This window comes from Knoellia tibetensis (assembly GCF_048606415.1).
Taxonomy (GTDB): domain Bacteria; phylum Actinomycetota; class Actinomycetes; order Actinomycetales; family Dermatophilaceae; genus Knoellia; species Knoellia tibetensis.
In genome coordinates this window covers 1,457,486-1,473,872 of sequence record NZ_JBMBWF010000001.1, presented here as the reverse complement: position 1 = coordinate 1,473,872, position 16,387 = coordinate 1,457,486, and the positions used below count along the sequence as shown (strand labels likewise).

The 16,387-nt window shown below is 72.3% G+C and carries 19 protein-coding genes; 10 read left to right on the top strand and 9 right to left on the bottom strand.

Translation table 11 applies throughout. The annotated features are described in order from the left end of the window. Nucleotides 1–11: 11 nt before the first annotated feature. Together ACOJV7_RS07050 and ACOJV7_RS07045 are read right to left on the bottom strand one after the other, a co-directional pair. Nucleotides 12–911: a CHAP domain-containing protein gene (locus tag ACOJV7_RS07050; protein WP_420189423.1), complete on the bottom strand. Its 900-nt coding sequence runs from the start codon at nucleotides 909–911 to the stop codon at nucleotides 12–14. Further along, entirely contained in the window at nucleotides 911–1,069 is a 159-nt protein-coding gene (locus tag ACOJV7_RS07045) for a hypothetical protein (protein ID WP_420189422.1), read from the bottom strand. The genes ACOJV7_RS07050 and ACOJV7_RS07045 overlap by 1 nt, the downstream gene beginning before the upstream one ends. 255 nt (nucleotides 1,070–1,324) lie before the next feature. On the opposite strand from ACOJV7_RS07045, the gene ACOJV7_RS07040 reads away from it, so the two are divergent. Then, nucleotides 1,325–1,837 (top strand): pyridoxamine 5'-phosphate oxidase family protein, encoded by a 513-nt coding sequence (locus tag ACOJV7_RS07040; protein WP_420189421.1) that lies wholly within the window; start codon nucleotides 1,325–1,327, stop codon nucleotides 1,835–1,837. A gap of 16 nt (nucleotides 1,838–1,853) precedes the next feature. On the opposite strand, the gene ACOJV7_RS07035 is transcribed toward ACOJV7_RS07040, so the two are convergent. Both ACOJV7_RS07035 and ACOJV7_RS07030 read right to left on the bottom strand, forming a co-directional pair. Further along, on the bottom strand, nucleotides 1,854–2,618 hold the full coding sequence (locus ACOJV7_RS07035) for a DUF72 domain-containing protein (RefSeq protein ID WP_420189420.1): 765 nt from the start codon (nucleotides 2,616–2,618) through the stop codon (nucleotides 1,854–1,856). 88 nt (nucleotides 2,619–2,706) lie between these two features. Beyond that, nucleotides 2,707–3,654: an intradiol ring-cleavage dioxygenase gene (locus ACOJV7_RS07030; RefSeq protein WP_420189419.1), complete on the bottom strand. Its 948-nt coding sequence runs from the start codon at nucleotides 3,652–3,654 to the stop codon at nucleotides 2,707–2,709. A 220-nt stretch (nucleotides 3,655–3,874) separates the two neighbouring features. On the opposite strand from ACOJV7_RS07030, the gene ACOJV7_RS07025 reads away from it, so the two are divergent. Then, complete coding sequence (locus ACOJV7_RS07025) at nucleotides 3,875–4,540, top strand: alpha/beta fold hydrolase (protein WP_420189418.1); 666 nt, start codon at nucleotides 3,875–3,877, stop codon at nucleotides 4,538–4,540. Between the two features lie 224 nt (nucleotides 4,541–4,764). Beyond that, the gene (locus ACOJV7_RS07020) at nucleotides 4,765–5,706 is read left to right on the top strand and encodes a GNAT family N-acetyltransferase (RefSeq protein WP_420189417.1); all 942 of its coding nucleotides are present in this window, start codon (nucleotides 4,765–4,767) and stop codon (nucleotides 5,704–5,706) included. A gap of 40 nt (nucleotides 5,707–5,746) precedes the next feature. On the opposite strand, the gene ACOJV7_RS07015 is transcribed toward ACOJV7_RS07020, so the two are convergent. The 5 genes from ACOJV7_RS07015 to ACOJV7_RS06995 all read right to left on the bottom strand — a co-directional run bounded on the left by ACOJV7_RS07015 (nucleotide 5,747) and on the right by ACOJV7_RS06995 (nucleotide 9,988). Beyond that, complete coding sequence (locus tag ACOJV7_RS07015; protein WP_420189416.1) at nucleotides 5,747–6,244, bottom strand: hypothetical protein; 498 nt, start codon at nucleotides 6,242–6,244, stop codon at nucleotides 5,747–5,749. Beyond that, complete coding sequence (locus tag ACOJV7_RS07010) at nucleotides 6,237–7,292, bottom strand: LLM class flavin-dependent oxidoreductase (RefSeq protein WP_420189415.1); 1,056 nt, start codon at nucleotides 7,290–7,292, stop codon at nucleotides 6,237–6,239. The genes ACOJV7_RS07015 and ACOJV7_RS07010 overlap by 8 nt, the downstream gene beginning before the upstream one ends. 209 nt (nucleotides 7,293–7,501) lie before the next feature. Next, entirely contained in the window at nucleotides 7,502–7,966 is a 465-nt protein-coding gene (locus tag ACOJV7_RS07005) for an SRPBCC family protein (RefSeq protein WP_420189414.1), read from the bottom strand. 82 nt (nucleotides 7,967–8,048) lie between these two features. After that, nucleotides 8,049–8,717, bottom strand: a complete 669-nt coding sequence (locus ACOJV7_RS07000; protein ID WP_420189413.1) for a response regulator — start codon at nucleotides 8,715–8,717, stop codon at nucleotides 8,049–8,051. Then, the gene (locus ACOJV7_RS06995) at nucleotides 8,714–9,988 is read right to left on the bottom strand and encodes a sensor histidine kinase (RefSeq protein WP_420189412.1); all 1,275 of its coding nucleotides are present in this window, start codon (nucleotides 9,986–9,988) and stop codon (nucleotides 8,714–8,716) included. Before ACOJV7_RS06995 ends, ACOJV7_RS07000 begins: the two co-directional genes overlap by 4 nt. Before the next feature lie 139 nt (nucleotides 9,989–10,127). Between ACOJV7_RS06995 and ACOJV7_RS06990 the strand changes: the two genes are divergently transcribed. The 7 genes from ACOJV7_RS06990 (at nucleotide 10,128) to ACOJV7_RS06960 (ending at nucleotide 16,386) form a co-directional block, all read left to right on the top strand. Next, nucleotides 10,128–10,703: a hypothetical protein gene (locus ACOJV7_RS06990; protein ID WP_420189411.1), complete on the top strand. Its 576-nt coding sequence runs from the start codon at nucleotides 10,128–10,130 to the stop codon at nucleotides 10,701–10,703. 9 nt (nucleotides 10,704–10,712) lie between these two features. Then, nucleotides 10,713–11,105 carry a four-helix bundle copper-binding protein gene (locus ACOJV7_RS06985; RefSeq protein ID WP_420189410.1) on the top strand — a complete coding sequence of 131 codons (393 nt, stop codon included), beginning with the start codon at nucleotides 10,713–10,715 and terminating at the stop codon, nucleotides 11,103–11,105. Continuing rightward, on the top strand, nucleotides 11,105–12,061 hold the full coding sequence (locus tag ACOJV7_RS06980) for an SDR family NAD(P)-dependent oxidoreductase (RefSeq protein WP_420189409.1): 957 nt from the start codon (nucleotides 11,105–11,107) through the stop codon (nucleotides 12,059–12,061). Before ACOJV7_RS06985 ends, ACOJV7_RS06980 begins: the two co-directional genes overlap by 1 nt. A gap of 46 nt (nucleotides 12,062–12,107) precedes the next feature. Beyond that, entirely contained in the window at nucleotides 12,108–12,839 is a 732-nt protein-coding gene (locus ACOJV7_RS06975; RefSeq protein ID WP_420189408.1) for a DNA-3-methyladenine glycosylase family protein, read from the top strand. A 333-nt stretch (nucleotides 12,840–13,172) separates the two neighbouring features. Next, nucleotides 13,173–14,843 carry an HNH endonuclease signature motif containing protein gene (locus ACOJV7_RS06970; RefSeq protein WP_420189407.1) on the top strand — a complete coding sequence of 557 codons (1,671 nt, stop codon included), beginning with the start codon at nucleotides 13,173–13,175 and terminating at the stop codon, nucleotides 14,841–14,843. A gap of 95 nt (nucleotides 14,844–14,938) precedes the next feature. Continuing rightward, a complete protein-coding gene (locus tag ACOJV7_RS06965) occupies nucleotides 14,939–15,274 on the top strand; it encodes a hypothetical protein (RefSeq protein WP_420189406.1) in 336 nt (111 codons plus the stop codon). Nucleotides 15,275–15,390: 116 nt separating this feature from the next. Further along, a complete protein-coding gene (locus tag ACOJV7_RS06960; RefSeq protein ID WP_420189405.1) occupies nucleotides 15,391–16,386 on the top strand; it encodes a DNA topoisomerase IB in 996 nt (331 codons plus the stop codon). Nucleotide 16,387 lies beyond the last annotated feature (1 nt).

Sequence of the window (16,387 nt, the reverse complement as noted above, 5' to 3'; positions counted from 1 at the left end):
CGCCGACCGGGCTACTTGCCGCGCCACTCCTTGTGGAAGGCGACGAACGCCCGGTCGGTGCCCGGTCCCCAGTTGCTGTCCTGCTCGACCTTGAGGATCTTCTGGAACTTCTTCACGATCACCCTGACGGCGGCCCGCGTGTCGGGACCGTAGCTGCCGTCGACGAAGACGTCGACGATCGCCTGGACCGTCCGGATCTGCGCCTTGTTGTGCGGCACGGACGCCGCCGCGACCGCCCTGAAGGCCTGAGCCCGGAGCTCGGTGTCGGCGCCCCACCGTGAGTCGAGCTCCGCCTCGAGGAGGAACTGCATCGCCTTGACGTCGTCGCGAGACCAGCGCAGCGGCACCGGCGCCGGCGTCGGGGTGGGCGTCGGCGGCGGGGAGGGAGCCGAGGGCGACGGCGCGTAGTTCGGGCGGAAGAAGCCGCGCACGTACTTGCCGGTGCGCTTCTTGCGGTAGACGCCGTCGCCGTTGTTCTGCGAGCCGATGTTCGTCGGGGACGTGTTGCCCTCGATGGTCGTGATGACGAGGTCGGTCGACCCGAGGGCGCCCTGCCGAGTGACCTTCTCGACGATGCCGATGTGCGAGCTGCTCGTCCGGCCCATGATGACCCAGTCGCCCACCTTCGGGGTGGAGTGCCACTGGCCTGCCGCGCGGGCGTCGGCCTCGATCTGCGGCACGTAGTAGGGACCCCAGCCGAAGTCGTCGGTCATGTCCTTGCCGCCGACCTTCGCCCCGGACTGGAGAAAGGCCGCGCACCAGGCGGAGCCGTTCCACGCAGGCTTGGTGTTGAGCCAGTACTTGACCTTGTTGCTGCCGGCCGGCGACTCCGTCGTCCCGATCTGCGACGCGGCCCAGAAGAGGAACTCCTGCTTGGTGAGGTGCCGGAGGACCTCCGCGGTGGCAGCCATCAGTCCACCTCGTAGATCGAGGCGTCCGGCACCGGCGTCTGGTCCGGCAGGGCCTCGCCCTCCGGGAAGTCGTCGGTGTCGCGCAGGTCCTCGACGAGCGGTGGGGGCCCCAGCTGCTCGAAGATCGGCGGGAGCGAAGGATCGATGCTGTCGGACATGGCTGACCTCCTGAGGTGTCCGAGCACCCGGCCGAGCGGGTCTGCGTTCCCACGGGGTCGGGTTGTCCGCGCCGTTCAACGGTAGACCCGGACGGAGCCGCCGTTCAGCCGTTTGGCGAGGCCGGAGAAGGTTCGCGTCAGCGTCTCGGCGCTGCACCCGAGGGCTCACCCCTTCCGGTATGCCGGCCGGTCCGGTCGCGCTGTCGCCTTGGCGACGGTCGGCCCCGTGTCGGTGGGCGGGCGTAGCGTCGGTTCATGGACGCCAACGCACACGAACCCAGCGCCGACCGACCGGTCATCCCCGACGGATACGGCCTCCCGACGATCGCCAAGGGGCAGCTCACGTGGGGTGACGTCGAGCCGCGGCTCGTCGACTCGCTCCACTACTGGATCACCAGCGTCCGGCCCGACGGCACGCCGCACTCGGTGCCTCGCTGGGGCGTCTGGCTCGACGGCAGGTTCTGGTACGACGGGGCGCCGACGACACGGCATACGCGGAATGTGGAACGCAACCCGGCCGTCACGCTGACGCTCGAGAGCGGGACCGAGGTCGTCATCGTCGAAGGCGAGTCCACGGCCACCCGAGCCGACGCCGACGACCTGGGCAGGCGGCTGTCCGAAGCGTTCCTGAAGTACAAGTCGAGCGGCTACTCCCCCGGACCCGACTCGTGGTCGGGCGAGGACGGCGGCGGCCTGCGGGTCATCACGCCGCGACGGGCGATGGCGTGGTTCGCCTTCCCGACGGACTGCACCCGCTTCACGTTCTGAGCCGCAGCCGACCAGGTCAGGAGCGGGTTCGCAGCAGCGCGAGGAAGCGCTCCGCGTCACCCGTCCGGGGCAGGTTGTTGAACATGACGTAGGGCGACGGGCGGCCGTCGACGAGGTCCCGCAACCGTCGCAGCTCGTCGTCGGTGTGGACGTGGCGCGAGCCGGTCGTGCCGTGCAGCCGGTAGTAGCTCCGCTCCGGCGTCACCGTCTCCGTCTGCATCGGGTCGACGACGTGCACGAGGTCGAGCTCGGCACAGAGCTCCTCGAGCAACGTCGTCGGCCACTCGCCGCGCGGCTCCCACAGCAGTCGGCCCGCCGGGCGCTCCACCGTCGACACGAAGTCGCGCAGCCGCCGCACGTTGACCTCGGTCGGGCGGAAGCTCCTCGGGCACTGCAGCAGGACGGCGGTCGCGCGCAGGAGGCGGGCGCACTCGAGCGTTCGCTGCCAGGCGGCGAGCACCGGTGGTGTCGTCCGGAACGCGCCGACCTGGTCCCGTGAGCTCTCGGGGAGTGGCTGCTTCATCCGGCGGTAGGTCGGGCTGTTGGACTCGTGGGTGACGACCTGCCACGCCTTGATCGTGAACTCGAAGCCGCTCGGCACCTGGGTCCGCCAGCGCCTGAGCACCGCATCCGTCGGCGGTTCGTAGAAGGTGTGCTGGACCTCGAGGACGGGGAAGCGCCGAACGTAGGTGGTCTGGGAGACCGTCCAGCCACACAGTCCGACGCGGACGTCCCCCACGTGCCCCGTCCACGGCTTGGTGGTCTCGCGTTCGTGGGTCACGCGAACCATCATTTCCCAGCCGTGGTCCAAACGGCCGAGGATGCGGGGCAGGAAACCCGTCAGCGCAGCGAACCTGCGCAGCGCCGCCTCAGGTGCGGGGCGCGGGCGGCTGCCCACCACCGGGACCACCCGGCATACCGCCACCGCCACCGCCGGCGGAGGGTTCGGTCGCGGTGTCGACGCCGACCATGAGGGTGGCGGTGTAGCCGGCGTCGATCGAGCCGGTGATCGTCGGCGTCTGCAGCTCGTGGCTGTCGGAGAAGATCATGTCGTCCTCGACCGAGCCGACGGAGGCGAGGTTGCGTGCGGACCCGGAGTACTCGGACCGCTCGTAGATCGATCCGAGCATGTCCTGCGGGAAGGCGACCTGCGACGTGGCGATGACGTTGTCGACGTCGGTGGCCGAGGCCTTGTCGGGGTAGACCTCGAAGTGGATGTGCGGCCAGCGACCGGAGTAGCAGCCGGGGACGATCGTCGTGAAGCTGACCTTGCCGTCGGCGTCTGCGACCTGCACGCCGCGCAGCCACGTCTGGTCGGTGACGCCGTCGGAGTACATCGAGTAGCGGCCCTCGGCGTCGCACTGCCAGGCATAGACGGCCGCGCCCTCGAAGGGGTTGTCGTTCGCCATGTCGGTGACGACGAAGGCCATCGTCAGCGCCACGCCCTCGACCGCCGAGCCGCCGTCGAGGCTGGTCCGGATGTCCTGCCGCTCGATGCCGGACTGCTCGAGGATGTTGAGGTCCTGCGTGCCGTCGGCGGGGTAGGGCCCGTTGGTCTCCTCGGGGATCTCCCCGGTGGCGGTGCCGGACGCGCTCGCAGAGCCACTGCTCGTGGTGCTCCCCGAGCTCGTCGTGTCGGCACCGCAGGCCGCGAGGGCGACGGTCCCCATGCCGATGCCGAGGACGCTGAGCATCCGGCGACGCGAGAAGAGCGTCGTCGCGTCGAACGCTGCGCCCTGGTCGACGAGCTCGTCCTCCGGACGGGCGAACGGGCGGCCCTCGAAGGTGGGCTGGTCGGGGCGGGACGTGGGACTCATGACGGCTCCTTGGCTGGGGTGGTGCCTCCACTGTGGGTTCCGCCGTCGTGCCGGCACTGTGCCTCGCCTGTGCCGCTCCTGTGGGCGCTCGTCACCGTCGATCTCGTATGCCGTCCGCCCACCACCCGCGGCCCCTCGCGTCTTCGCATCCGGGCGCCGAAGCTCCCCTGGGCCCCCGGGTCGGCGTCACTCGGCTGGCGCGCGCGTTAGCGTGACTCCTGTGCCGGAACCCCTGACGCTCATGGCCTTCCCCGGGCTGGGTCTGGGGCCGGAGGCGTGGCGGCCCACGCTCGACCACCTCGGGGGCAGCGTGCGCACCCTGCCAGGGTTCGGGAAGCCGGCGCCCCGGACAGAGAACCTCTCGCCCGCGGCCGTCGCGACCCGTGTCGTCGCCGAGCTCGAGGCAAACGACCGGAAGGCGGTGCTGCTCGGTCACTCCGCCAGCTGCCAGGTCGCTGCATGGGTCGCGGCCGCAGCGCCGGACCGGATCGCAGCGCTGGTCCTGGTCGGCCCGACGACGGACCCGCGCGCGGCGACGTGGCGCCGGCTCGTCGCCCGGTGGCTGGCGACGGCCGTGCACGAGACCCCGCGCCAGGTGCCGTTGCTCGTGCGGCAGTACTCGCGCACGACCCTCCCTGTCATGGTCCGGGCCATGGAGTCGGTTCGGCACGACGACATCTCCGAGCCACTGGCTCGCGCCGCCGTCCCCACGCTCGTCGTGCGAGGGCGCCACGATGCGATCTGCCCGGCCGACTGGGCCGAACGGGTTGCCGCTCTCGGCGGCGCGGGTAGCCGCGCGGTCACCCTGCCCGCCGGAGCACACATGGTGCCTCTCACCCACGGTCGGCTGGTCGCCGCGGCCGTCTCGGACTTCCTCGCTGGGTGACGCGAGCCTGAGACGCGAGGCTCCCCTCCGCGGCCAAGACCTCGCGCCAGCTGAGGGTCCGGAGTCCTGGGAGTTCCCGCCAACCGGCCGGCCGGACACCGTCACGCGAGTAGCGTCGTGATCATGTCCGGACGGTGCGCTCAGGGCGGAAGCTCCGCGAAGTCGCTCGCCGATGCCCCGCCCGACATGCCGCCCGACACGCCCGCGACCGAGGCAGCCGTCGTATGACCGAGACGGCTGCGGCGCGACGCCAGGACCCCTACCGGAACTTCACCTTCCGCGTGATCTTCGAGGGCAGGCCGGTCGCCGGCGCCGAGACGCTTTCGGGCCTCGAGCCGCGCAACCCCTCGCAGCAGGACCCATCGCCGCAGGAGTCGTCACCGGAGCCGACAGGGCCAGCGCTCGTCCTGGAGGACGGTGTCTCGTTCGACCCGGAGTTCGTCAGGTGGGCCGTCAGGTGGGTGGACCCGGTCACGGACACGCAGCGTGACGCCCCAGAACGCGACCTCCACGTCGAGGTTCGCGACGAACGGGGCCGGACCAGCACGGCATACAGGGTCATGGGTGGCTGGGTCGCCGAGTTCGTCGGCCTTCCAGACCCGGACGCCGACGCCCACGCCGTGCAGATCGAGCACCTCCGCCTCGAGCACGCCGGCATCGAGCCCGTCCCCGTCACGCCGACCGAGCCGACCGAGCAGTACGGGGTGGGTGGCCGACCGCGGCGCCACCCCACCGTGACCCTGCGGCCGATCGGCGAGGACTGGCGTGCGGTCGCCGACGTCGTGCCGACGGACGCGCAGCGCGCGTTCGTCTACCCGATGGCGGCGCGCTACATGCTGACGAACGAGAAGGGCGGGCCGTGGACGTCGCTCGGCATCCACGAGGGCGACACCGTCGTGGGCCACGTCATGTGGGGGCTCGACGACGACGGCTCGCACTGGATCGGTGGCGTCATCATCGACCGGTCGGCGCAGGGCCGCGGCCTCGGCAGGGCTGCCATGGAGGCCCTCATCGCCTGGCTCCGCGAGCAGCCCGGACACTGGGTCACCCGGCTGACCCATCACCCCGACAACGTCGCCGCGGCCCGCCTCTACGCCGACCTCGGGTTCACACCGACCGGGGAGACCGACGAGGACGGCGAGATCGTCCTCGAGCTGCGTCCCTGACCGGCGCAGCCCGGCACCCTCCCTTCAGCTCTTCAGCTCTTCAGCCCGACAAAGGCGGTGGCGGCGGCTCGTGGCCAGGCCCGCCGAACCCGACCTGCCATCCGTGCGGCTCCCACGAGTCCGAGAAGGCGACCGGCACGGTCTCGGCGCGTTCGCACTCGACGAGCAGGCCGGCATACCAACGCGTGTATGCCGGGTCGTCGCCTCGGAGCGCCGCCTCACCGAGGGTGCGGAGTACGACGTCCGCAACCTCCTCGGGCGTGGTCCGCGACGTCATCCCGGCGCCCCCGAACTCCGGGCTCTGGCCCGACGTCCACCAGATGGGTTCGGCACCGGTGCGGACCGTGCGACCCAAGGGATCGCGCGGGTCGAGGTCACGAGCGGAGACGACCGTGAGCCGCCAGTACATCCCCGACGGTGCCATCCCGGCGACGATCCGGGTCAAGCCGTAGCCGCGAGAGTGCAGGACCGCGACGCCGCGCAGCAGCAGCCGGCAGTGCTCCATGACCTCGAGACCGGCAGGAGCCGGGTCAGTCATCCGCACCCTCGGCCAGGAGCTCGCGCACCCGCGGCGCGACCTGCTCGCCGAAGAGCCGGATCGACGACATCCGCAGGTCGTGGGGCAGCCGCCCGTTGGAGTACTTGAACTGGAACCGCGACGCCCCGAGCACCCGGCACGTAGCCGCGATCTTCTGCGCGACGGTCTCGGGCGAGCCGCAGTAGGCCGCGCCCTCGGGCCCGACCTGCGCCAGCGCCGCCTCCTCGCTCATCGGTGCCCACCCGCGCTCGCGGCCGAGCTTGCGCATCTGCTCGATGAAGTGCGGCAGGTACTCCTCGACCGCCTGCTCGTCGGTCTCGGCGACGTGCCCGGGCGAGTGCACCCCGATCGGCAGCCCGGACCGGCCGAGCTCCTCGCAGGCGCGGCGGTAGAGGTCGGCGAGCGGCGCGAACGACGCCGACGAGCCGCCGATGATGGCGATGACGATGGGCATGCCGTACTGCGCCGCCCGCACGACCGACGCCGGCGTCCCGCCCACACCGACCCACGTGCGCAGGTGCCCGGACTCGGTCGGCGGCATGACCGGGCCGCTCGTCGAGACCTTGGGCCGGATGGTGCCCGCCCAGTCGAAAGCCTTCTCCTGCAACACCTTCGCGAGCAGGTCGAGCTTCTCGGCGAAGAGCACCTCGTAGTTGTCGAGCGACAGCCCGAAGAGCGGGAACGACTCGATGAACGACCCGCGCCCGACGCAGATCTCGGCCCGCCCGCCGGAGAGCGCGTCGACCGTCGAGAACCGCTGGAACACCCGGATCGGGTCGTCCGACGACAGCACGGTCACCGACGTGCCGAGTCGAATCTTTTGGGTCGTCGTGGCCAGCCCGGCCAGGAGGGTGTCCGGCGCGGAGATCGCGTAGTCGGGCCGGTGGTGCTCGCCCACCCCGAAGAAGTCGAGACCGAGCGAGTCCGCGAGCTGCCCCTCGGCGAGCACCTCGCGGATGACGACGGCGGCCGGCAGCGGTTGCCCGTCCGGGCCGAGCGCGATGTCACCGAACGTGTCGAGCCCCAGTTCCAGAGGCGTCTGTGTCATGTCTCCCGAGCGTAGTTGCCGACCCACCCACCCGTATGCCGGCCCACGCAGAGCGTGGGACCCGCGCCCACCTTCCCGAGGCCCGTCCGACGGTGCGCGGCCGCCTCCTGGACCACCCGGCACACGTGAGCGGCCGGCACACGTGAGTGGCCGGCACACGTGAGCGGCCGGCATACGGAGAAGGACGGCATACGCGCAGGGGAGGCGAGCTAGTCGTGGGCGTGGAAGGACGCCTGGAGCGCCTCGACGGTCGCGGTGCGCTCGCGCCGCGCGAGCAGCGCATAGACGGGCGTGGCGAGGTGGTGCAGACCGTGGGTCTCGAGGCGGGCGTGGTGGTGGACGATCGTCGTGTGGTCGCCCTTGGCCTCGAGCCGGTAGCCGGGCCAGCCCTCGGCCTTGAGCCGCCCGCCTCGGGACCGGTCCCACCAGTGGTAGACGATGCGCGTCGGCCGCTCGAACTCCACCACGTCACCGGGCGTGGACCCGACCGAGGTGTGGTCGACGTAGGTCGTGCCGACGCCGACCGGCCCGGGCGAGGTCTGCTCCGACGTGCGGTGGATGCTGCCGCGCTTCGGCATCCACTCCGAGTGCCCCTCGATGTCGGCGAGCCGGTCGAAGACGTCACCGATCGGCGCGTGCACGACCCGTGCCAGCTCGAACTCGACGACGCCCATACCCCAGCGTCCCCCTGTTCGCGCCCATCCTCAAGGGTGGGGCGGCGGGGTCGACATGCGACCGCCGTAAGGGGATGTGCCGTCACCGCGCCTGCTGCCGGCCGTCGTGCAGGGCGATGCCGGTGCGGTAGGCGACGACGACGGCCTGGAGGCGGTCACGCACCCCGAGCTTGTCGAGGACCCGTGCCACGTGCGTCTTCACGGTGCCTTCGCCGATGAAGAGCCGGCCCGCAATCTCCGCGTTCGACGCGCCCTCGGCCATGAGGAGCAGGACCTCCCGTTCCCTGGGCGTGAGCGCGTCGACCGTGTCCGGGACCGCCGGCCGTCGAGCCGACGCGAGCTCGGCACCCAGCCTTCGTGCCACCGCCGGGGAGAGTACGGCGTCGCCCGCCGCCGCGGCACGGATGGCCGCCACGAGCTGCTCGGCGGGCGCGTCCTTGAGGACGAAGCCGCTCGCGCCCTCCGCGAGCGCGGTGCGGACGTTCTCGTCGGTGTCGAACGTCGTGAGGACGACCACCCGCGCTTCCGCCCCACTCTCGACGAGGGCACGCAGCGCGCCCAGCCCGTCGAGCACGGGCATCCGCACGTCGAGGAGCACGACGTCTGGCGCGGCCCCGCCGACGACGTCGAGGGCGTCCCGTCCGTTCCCGGCCTCACCGACGACGTCGATGCCGTCCTCCGTCCCGAGGATGAGCCGGAGACCTCCGCGCACGAGGGGCTCGTCGTCGACCAGCACGACGCGGATGCTCACGAGTGCTCCAGCGGGAGGCGTGCGACGACCTCGAAGCCGCCGCCGGCCCGCCCGCCCGCCGTCAGCGTCCCGCCGAAGAGGGCCACGCGCTCACGCATCCCGATGAGCCCGCGCCCACCGAAGCGCGACGGCGCGGCGGCGCCGGACCCGGTGTCGGCCACCGAGACCTCGAGGGCGTCCGGCTGTCGCGCCACACGCACCCGGGCGGTCGCGGGCCCGGCGTGCCGGAGCGAGTTGGTCAGTGCCTCCTGGACGATCCGGTATGCCGTGAGCTCGAGTGCCGCGGGCAGCGGGCCCGTGCGGACGTCGCCTCCGCCGGCTGGGTCCGCGCTCACGGCACCGTCACGGGCCGCCCCCTCGGCGGAGGGCTCAGCGGACAGCTCGACCGACAGCTCGACCGGCAGGCCCGCAGCCCGCACCCGGTCGACGAGGACCCCCAGACCGGCGATGCTCGGAACTCCCGCGGCGTCCTCCTGCCGGCCCGCGTCGCCTGCCTCCGGCGCCATGATCCCGAGCAGCCGCCGCAGCTCCGACATGCCCTCGCGCCCGAGCCCTTCGATCGTCTCCAGCGCCGCAGCTGCCGCGTCGGGGTCCGCGTGCACGACGCGCTGCCCGCCCTGCGCCTGCAGCACCATGACCGACAGGCTGTGGCCCACGAGGTCGTGCAGCTCGCGGGCGATGAGGGCGCGCTCGTGAGCCAGGGCGGCGCGGGTCGCCTCGTCCCTGTCCGACTCCGCCGCGAGCGCACGCTCGTGCAGGCGCGCCTGGTCGGCCCGGCGGCTCGCCACCCACCGCCCGAGCCCGTAGACGGCGGCGATGACGAACCACCCCGGCAGCACCTCGTCGAGTGGCGCGCCGGCGCGCAGCCGTGGCAGGTCGACGGCGAGCGCGAGTCCCGCGACCACGACCATGGCGATGGCCCGCGCCAGGACGCCCGCGCGCTCGCCCACCACGAAGACCGCGACGAGCATCGCGAACCACGCCTGCCCCAGCCCTCCGCCGAGCCAGTAGTCGAGGCCCGCTCCCGTGCAGACGAGCAGCGCCGCGGGCAGCGGCCAGCGCGTGGCGACGGCCAGCGGCAGGGTCATCAGCGCGGCGACGAGCGTCTCCGCAGCGGGTCCTCCGTCGAAGCCGGTGTCGGCCGCCCAGACCGTGGCGACGCTCCAGACGAAGAGCACGCCCGCGAGGGTGGAGAGCACGGCGGGGCCCCACCGCCGCTGCACCACGCGCCGCGGCGCAGCCGGCGCGCCGGCCACGGCGCTGCTGCTCATGCACCGAGCGTACGACCGCCTCCCCCGCTCGACGTCTGCCTTCCGGCAGACCCGCGAGGTCGGTCGCTCGGGTGACGACCCGGCATACCGGCTGTTCCTAGCGTCGAGGGACCAGCCCACAACACCTCAGGAGCACGTCATGAACCTTCTCCCCCGCGCCGTCGCCGGAGCCCTTGTGCTGGCCGTGCCGGTGACGGCCCAGGCCGTCTCCCCTGCATCCTTCGACACTGTGTCGGCGGAGCTCGTCTTCGCCGTCAGCCAGCTCGTCGGCTGGGGCCTCCTCCTCACCGTCGCCCGCGCCGTCCGGCCCCTGTCGAGCTGGGGGTTACGGCTGCTCGCCGCCGGCTGCCTCCTTCAGCTCGTCTTCGCTCTGGGTTACGCCGCAGCCGTGGCCACGTCGGGGGAGCCGGCCGACTGGGCGTTCCTGCCCTTCCTGCTCGGCTTCGTCTGCCTCACAGCGGGCTGCGTGATCACCCTGCTCGCAGCTCGTCGTGTGCCGGCCGCTCGCCTCGCGATGCTCGGTGCGGCCCTCGTCGGCGGGCTCGGGCTGGCCGCGGTGGTCGTCGGCGGCGACCCGTGGCACGACCTCGCCCTGGTGGGCAGCTACCTCGCGTGGCCCGTCCTGGCCGCCGACGGCTCGCTGGAGAGGGACGGCATACGAGAAGGACTGCGGAGGGCGACGACCGGGCCGTCGGCGACCACAGAACGCGCCTAGGGTCGAGAGATGGACGAGATCCTCAGCACCCACCCGAAGACGGACACCTTCGACCTCGAACTGCTGCGGGCCGCGATCGACGCCGCCAACGCGTGTGCCAGCACGTGCGCGACGTGCTCCGACGCGTGCCTCCACGGCGACGACGCCGGGTCGATGACCCGGTGCATCGACCTCGACAACCAGTGCGCCGCGATCTGCCGGGCGACCGCCGACATCCTGTCGCGCCCGGGCCCCAACGGCGACTCCTGGCGTGCCGTGGTCGAGGCGTGCGTCGCGGTCTGCACCGAGTGCGCCGAGGAGTGCGCCCGGCACGCCGACCACCACGACCACTGCCGCATCTGCGCCGAGGCTTGTCGCGCCTGCGCCGACGCGTGCCGTGCCCTCCTCGACGCGGCCAGCTGATGGTGCTGGGAGCGCTGTCCGGGGTCCTCGACACCGCGCTCGACCGCACCGTCGTGCCCGGATTCTCGAAGATCGGGTATGCCGTGCGCCGTCGCCTCCCGTCGTGGCCGGCCGACCCGCGCCCGGGTGCGCTCGTGGGCAAGCACGTCGTCGTGACCGGTGCGACGTCCGGGCTCGGCACCGCCACGGCGCACCAGCTGAGCGACCTCGGGGCGCACGTGCACCTCGTCGTCCGCAACGCCGACAAGGCCGCCGGGGTGGCTGCCTCGCTGCGCGGACCGTCGACGACGTGGGTGTGCGATCTCGGGGACCTCGACAGCGTGCGTGCCTGTGCCGAGGCGATGCTCGCGGACGCGCCCCCGATCGATGCCATCGTCCACAACGCCGGGGCCATGCCGCCCGAACGCACCGAGTCGCCGCAGGGCCACGAGCTCTCGATGTCGATCCATGTCCTCGGTCCGGTGCTGCTCACCGACCTCCTGCTCCCGAAGCTCGAGGGGCACGACGCGCGGGTCGTGCTCGTGACGTCGGGTGGCATGTATGCGCAGGCGCTGCCCGTCGACGACCCCGACTACGAGCGCGGCGACTACGCACCGCCGACGGCCTATGCGCGGAGCAAGCGCACCCAGGTCGAGCTGCTGCCGGTGCTCACGGTGCGCTGGGCGGCAGCCGGGGTGGCGGTCTACGTCATGCATCCGGGTTGGGCCGCGACGCCGGGCGTGACGGAGTCGCTTCCGACCTTCGACAAGGTCATGGGGCCGATCCTGCGCGACGCCGACGAGGGCGCCGACACGTCGACGTGGCTCGTTGCGGCTGCTCCCCGCCCGCGTGGGGGAGGGTTGTGGATGGACCGGCGGGAGCGGTCGACGACCTTCTTCGGGCGCAAGTCGCCGACGTCGGACGATCGCCGGCGGATGTGGCAGTGGGTCGCGTCCGCGACGGGGCTCACCCCCTGACGCGGGTAGTGCCGGTGACGGTGAGGCGGGCGTCGACGTTGGCCGCGTGGGTGACGCTGACGTCCGGGCTGTGGCTGGCGCCGGTGGCGACAACGTGGGTGGAGCTGGTGGCGACGATGCGAGTGACCTGGAGGGCGTGGCGCGGCGCGCGTGGGAGGCCCACGTCCACGAGGTGGCGGCGCTGCACCCCTCGCTCGCGGCCGAGCTCGAGGACCACGGGATGCCCGAGCGCTGGTCACGGCCGCCGGGCTTCCCGAGCCTCGTCCTCCTCATCCTCGAGCAGCAGGTCTCTCTGGCTTCGGCCGCTGCTGCCTATGCCCGGATCCGTTCTCGCACAGGGGCGATGACCCCGGCGGCGGTGCTCGCGACGACGAGTGAGGAACTGCGCGCGGACGGTGTCTCACGCCAGAAGGACCGCTACCTGAGGGCGCTGGCGACGGCCGTGGAGTCGGGGGAGCTTGACCTCGAGGAGCTGAAAGCGCTGGACGACGACGAGGTGGCGGCTGCGCTCACGGCCCTGCCCGGCATCGGGCGCTGGACGGCCGAGGCCTACCTCCTCGCGTGCCTCGACCGGCCCGACGTGTGGCCGATCGGTGACCGGGCGCTCCAGCTTGCCGTCGCCGAACGGCTGGGCCTCGACGAGGTGCCCGTTGGCGTCGACCTCGAGGAGCTCGGGGAGCAGTGGCGGCCGCACCGGTCGACGGCGGCGCGGCTGCTCTGGCACGGCTACCTCGCGCGGCGCGGGCGGCGCGAGACCGTCGTCGACCTCGCGCCCTGATCGTCTCGGCCGACCGGGACCCCGGGCCACTGGGGGCGGTCGACCTCCCGCTCCTCTGGCCCGCCGAGGTCGGGGTCAAGAGCGACCTCGGCGCCTTCTCCGGCAAGGTCGGCCTTCTGCGGTTCGGTGAAGAGGGTGACCGCTCCGGACCCGAATGACCGTGTCACGGTCTAGGGTGGGCCTTCGCGACTGAGGCCGCACGGATCCCGTGTCGATCCTCCTGTGGCACAAGCGAACTCAGCACCCTTCTCCAGCTCTTCGACTTGACAATCGAACAGATGTTCGAGAGCATGGAGTATGAACGCGGGGGGCGGTGGAGAGGGCTGGGATGGCATGAGGGATGCCAACCCAGCCCTCGACGCCATGCCCGCCGGCGGCCAGCTGCCCGGGGTGCCGTCAGGAGGCAGTGCGCGAGACGGCGCGACCGAAGGCTCAGCCGCCCTGGAGGCGCTCGAGGCTGCTCGGGCCGCCCTCGCGCGAGTGTGTGCAGTCCTGCCCCGCCTCAGCGGCGACGAGCTGGCGCGGGCGATGGGCCTGGCCGACGCGGTGAAGTCGAAGGCGTCCGCGACGCAGGTCCTCGTGACGACCGAGGCCGCGCACCGCGGTGAGTTTGTCTCGGCCCGACGTGGTCTGGGCTCCGCCCACGAGTGGGTTCGGGAGCACGCACCGTCAACGCGTCAGGCAGGAGCCGGGCAGCTCGCGGCCTTCGCGACAGAGGTGGCGCACTGCACCCCAGCCGGTGCGTGGTCGACGGCAGGTCCGTCGGCGGGCGCCTACGCCGACCCCGAGCGCGCCGAAGGTGTCGTCTGGGCCCGGGTCGTGACCGGCGAGGTCGGCGTGGCACTGGCAACGGCAGCGCTCACCGAGGTGGCGCGCCTGCACGACCGGCTGGAGCCCGAGGCGGTACCGACCGTGGCGACGGCCATCCTCGACCACGGTGTGCGCTTCGGTGCCCACGAGGCCAAGCGAGTGCGGGCACGGTTGCTCGCGATGTACGGATTTCCCGACGAGCTCGACCGCGACCAGGGGCGGCTCCGCAAGGCGGCGCACCTGTCGAGCCCGCAGGTGCAGGACGGTGATGTCTCCGGATACGACCTTGCTCTCACGCCCGAGCAGTCCGCCGTCCTCGAAGCCGCGCTGGGTCCCCTGTCGCGGCCGCAGCCCGACCCCGAGACCGGGGTGTTCGACCCTCGAGGCGCCGGCCAACGGCGAGCCGAGGCGCTCGTCGAGATCTGTCGTCGTCACGTCGGGGCTGAGGGCGACGACCGCGGCCCCGCTGGGGCGCCGACCGCGCTGCACGTGACGATGTCCCTCGAGGACCTCCGGCGGGCGCTGAGCCAGTCGGCGGGCGCGGGCAGTGCCGAGCTCGACGCGAGCGGCGGCGAGTCCGGGAGGGCTGGCGTCCCGGGATGCGGTGTCGTCCTCGGATCGCGTGCGGCAGGCACCCTCCTCTCGGCCGGCACCGTGCGGCGCCTCGCCTGCGACGCGGACGTCATCCCCGTCGTCCTCGGTGCCCACGGTGAGGTGCTCGACGTCGGCCGCGCCGCGAGGCTCTTCACCCGTGGGCAGCGGCGCGCGCTCACCCATCGCGACGGCGGGTGCACGTGGCCCGGGTGTGATGCACCGGCTGCGTGGGTGCGTGCGCACCACCTCGTGCATTGGGTCGACGGCGGCAGGTCGGACCTCGGCAACGCCGCCCTCCTCTGCCAGCGACACCACACCCACGTCCACGATCGACGGCTCATCGCGACTGTCCATCCGCCCGACGAGGACGGTCGCTCCGTCACCTGGGACATCTCGCCCGGGAGCTATGACCTCGCCCTGCCGCACCGGCTCGATGCCCTGCGGCGATCCCAAGAGCGTCGACGAGCCGACCGACGACGTGATGCCGAGCGGCGACGGCGGGCGCTCGACACCGGTGGCCGCGACCCGTGGGACGACGCGTGGGTCTTCGACGAGGACGTGGCGGACGAGTTCGACCGCCTGCACCACCCGGCTGCCTGAGCGCCGAGCCTGTTTGGCATCGGCCGAGGTCAGAGTGGTTGCAGGTGTTGTGGACCGCGGTCGGCGCGGAGCACACTGGACCCGAGGTGAGCAAGATGGCCAAGACCCTCGGAGTGGTCGCGATGGCGTTGCTCGGTGCCCTGCTCCCGATCGTCGTCGCCCGTCGCGACCGTCGGCCCGAGGAGCCCATCGCACCGGTTCTGCTCGGCCTCGAGCTGGCGAGGCTCGCTCAGCACCTGCAGCATGTCGAGGACGGCAACCAGCCGAGCAAGGCCGAGCGCCTCGCCGCGAGCACCCTCGCCTACGACCTCGCGCTGCGCGACTACTGCCGCAGCGTCGACGTGCCGGTGCCCGAGGGGCATGGGACCCTGTCGCGCAACCAGCGCTTCGAGCTGGAGACCGCCCTCCTCACATCCGGCCACGACTGGTAGCCGCGCACCTCGCACTCGACCGGCCAGAGCGCGACCGCCGGGGTCCGTCGATCACCGGAGCAGCCCGCCGCGACTGAGCCCCCAATTCGCCGCGCTGACCTGCGACGATGACCCGCATGACGCGACTGCGCACCACCTCGCCCTCGGATCGCGGCTGGACGCGCCGCCGCGCGGGCAAGGGCTTCACCTACCTCGACGACTCGGGCAAGCGCCTCCCGGCGGACGAGGTCGAGCGCATCCGCTCCCTCGCCATCCCGCCCGCGTGGGAGGACGTGTGGATCTGCCCGGTCGCCAACGGCCACCTCCAGGCGGTCGGCACCGACGACGCCGGACGACGTCAGTACCTTTACCACCCCGAGTGGCGCGCCAAGCGTGACGAGATCAAGTTCGACCGCATCCTCGAGGCCGCGGCCCACTTCCCGGCCGCCCGACGCCGAGTGGGTCGCGACCTGCGCAGGAAGGGTATGCCGTTGGAGCGGGCTGCCGCTGTCGCCGTGCGCCTGCTCGACCTCGGCTACTTCCGCATCGGCAACGACGTCTACACCGACGCCAACGGCTCCTTCGGGCTCACGACTCTCGAGCGCCAGCACGTCCGCAAGGTCGGCGAAGGCCTCCGCTTCGAGTTCCAGGGCAAGAGCGGCGTCGACCAGCAGGTGACGATCCGCGACGAGGACGTCGCCACGGCCATCGGCGAGATGCGCCGCCGCCGCTCGACGTCCCAGCGCGTGCTGGCCTACCGGACCGACGCCGGGTGGCGCGACCTCGAGGCCTCGGACGTCAACGCCTACCTCCACGAGATCTTCGACGCGGAGGTGACCGCCAAGGACTTCCGTACCTGGCATGCGACTGTCCACGCCGCCGCGGCGCTTGCCGCCTCCCCCGAGCCGGGCGACACCCAGGCGTCGCGCAAGCGGGCCGTCAAGGAGGCCGTCGCGCAGGTCGCCGACTACCTCGGCAACACCCCCACGATCGCCAAGAACTCCTACGTCGACCCGAGGGTCCTCGACCTCTACGACAACGGCCACACGATCACCGTCCCGAAGTCGACCGGCCGCGACCCGATGAAGCGTCAGGAGGGCATCGAGAAGGAGGTTCGCGCCCTCCTCAGCTGAG

Excerpts from the sequence above, each read along its gene's own strand:
- ACOJV7_RS06960 (WP_420189405.1), top strand. The coding sequence starts at position 15,391 with ATGACGCGACTGCGCACCACCTCGCCCTCGGATCGCGGCTGGACGCGC.
- ACOJV7_RS06985 (WP_420189410.1), top strand. The coding sequence starts at position 10,713 with ATGGACGAGATCCTCAGCACCCACCCGAAGACGGACACCTTCGACCTC.
- ACOJV7_RS07050 (WP_420189423.1), bottom strand. The coding sequence starts at position 911 with ATGGCTGCCACCGCGGAGGTCCTCCGGCACCTCACCAAGCAGGAGTTC.
- ACOJV7_RS06990 (WP_420189411.1), top strand. The coding sequence starts at position 10,128 with ATGAACCTTCTCCCCCGCGCCGTCGCCGGAGCCCTTGTGCTGGCCGTG.
- ACOJV7_RS06970 (WP_420189407.1), top strand. The coding sequence starts at position 13,173 with ATGAGGGATGCCAACCCAGCCCTCGACGCCATGCCCGCCGGCGGCCAG.
- ACOJV7_RS06995 (WP_420189412.1), bottom strand. The coding sequence starts at position 9,988 with ATGAGCAGCAGCGCCGTGGCCGGCGCGCCGGCTGCGCCGCGGCGCGTG.
- ACOJV7_RS07030 (WP_420189419.1), bottom strand. The coding sequence starts at position 3,654 with ATGAGTCCCACGTCCCGCCCCGACCAGCCCACCTTCGAGGGCCGCCCG.
- ACOJV7_RS07045 (WP_420189422.1), bottom strand. The coding sequence starts at position 1,069 with ATGTCCGACAGCATCGATCCTTCGCTCCCGCCGATCTTCGAGCAGCTG.
- ACOJV7_RS07020 (WP_420189417.1), top strand. The coding sequence starts at position 4,765 with ATGACCGAGACGGCTGCGGCGCGACGCCAGGACCCCTACCGGAACTTC.
- ACOJV7_RS07015 (WP_420189416.1), bottom strand. The coding sequence starts at position 6,244 with ATGACTGACCCGGCTCCTGCCGGTCTCGAGGTCATGGAGCACTGCCGG.
- ACOJV7_RS07040 (WP_420189421.1), top strand. The coding sequence starts at position 1,325 with ATGGACGCCAACGCACACGAACCCAGCGCCGACCGACCGGTCATCCCC.
- ACOJV7_RS07005 (WP_420189414.1), bottom strand. The coding sequence starts at position 7,966 with ATGGGCGTCGTCGAGTTCGAGCTGGCACGGGTCGTGCACGCGCCGATC.
- ACOJV7_RS06980 (WP_420189409.1), top strand. The coding sequence starts at position 11,105 with ATGGTGCTGGGAGCGCTGTCCGGGGTCCTCGACACCGCGCTCGACCGC.
- ACOJV7_RS06965 (WP_420189406.1), top strand. The coding sequence starts at position 14,939 with ATGGCCAAGACCCTCGGAGTGGTCGCGATGGCGTTGCTCGGTGCCCTG.
- ACOJV7_RS07010 (WP_420189415.1), bottom strand. The coding sequence starts at position 7,292 with ATGACACAGACGCCTCTGGAACTGGGGCTCGACACGTTCGGTGACATC.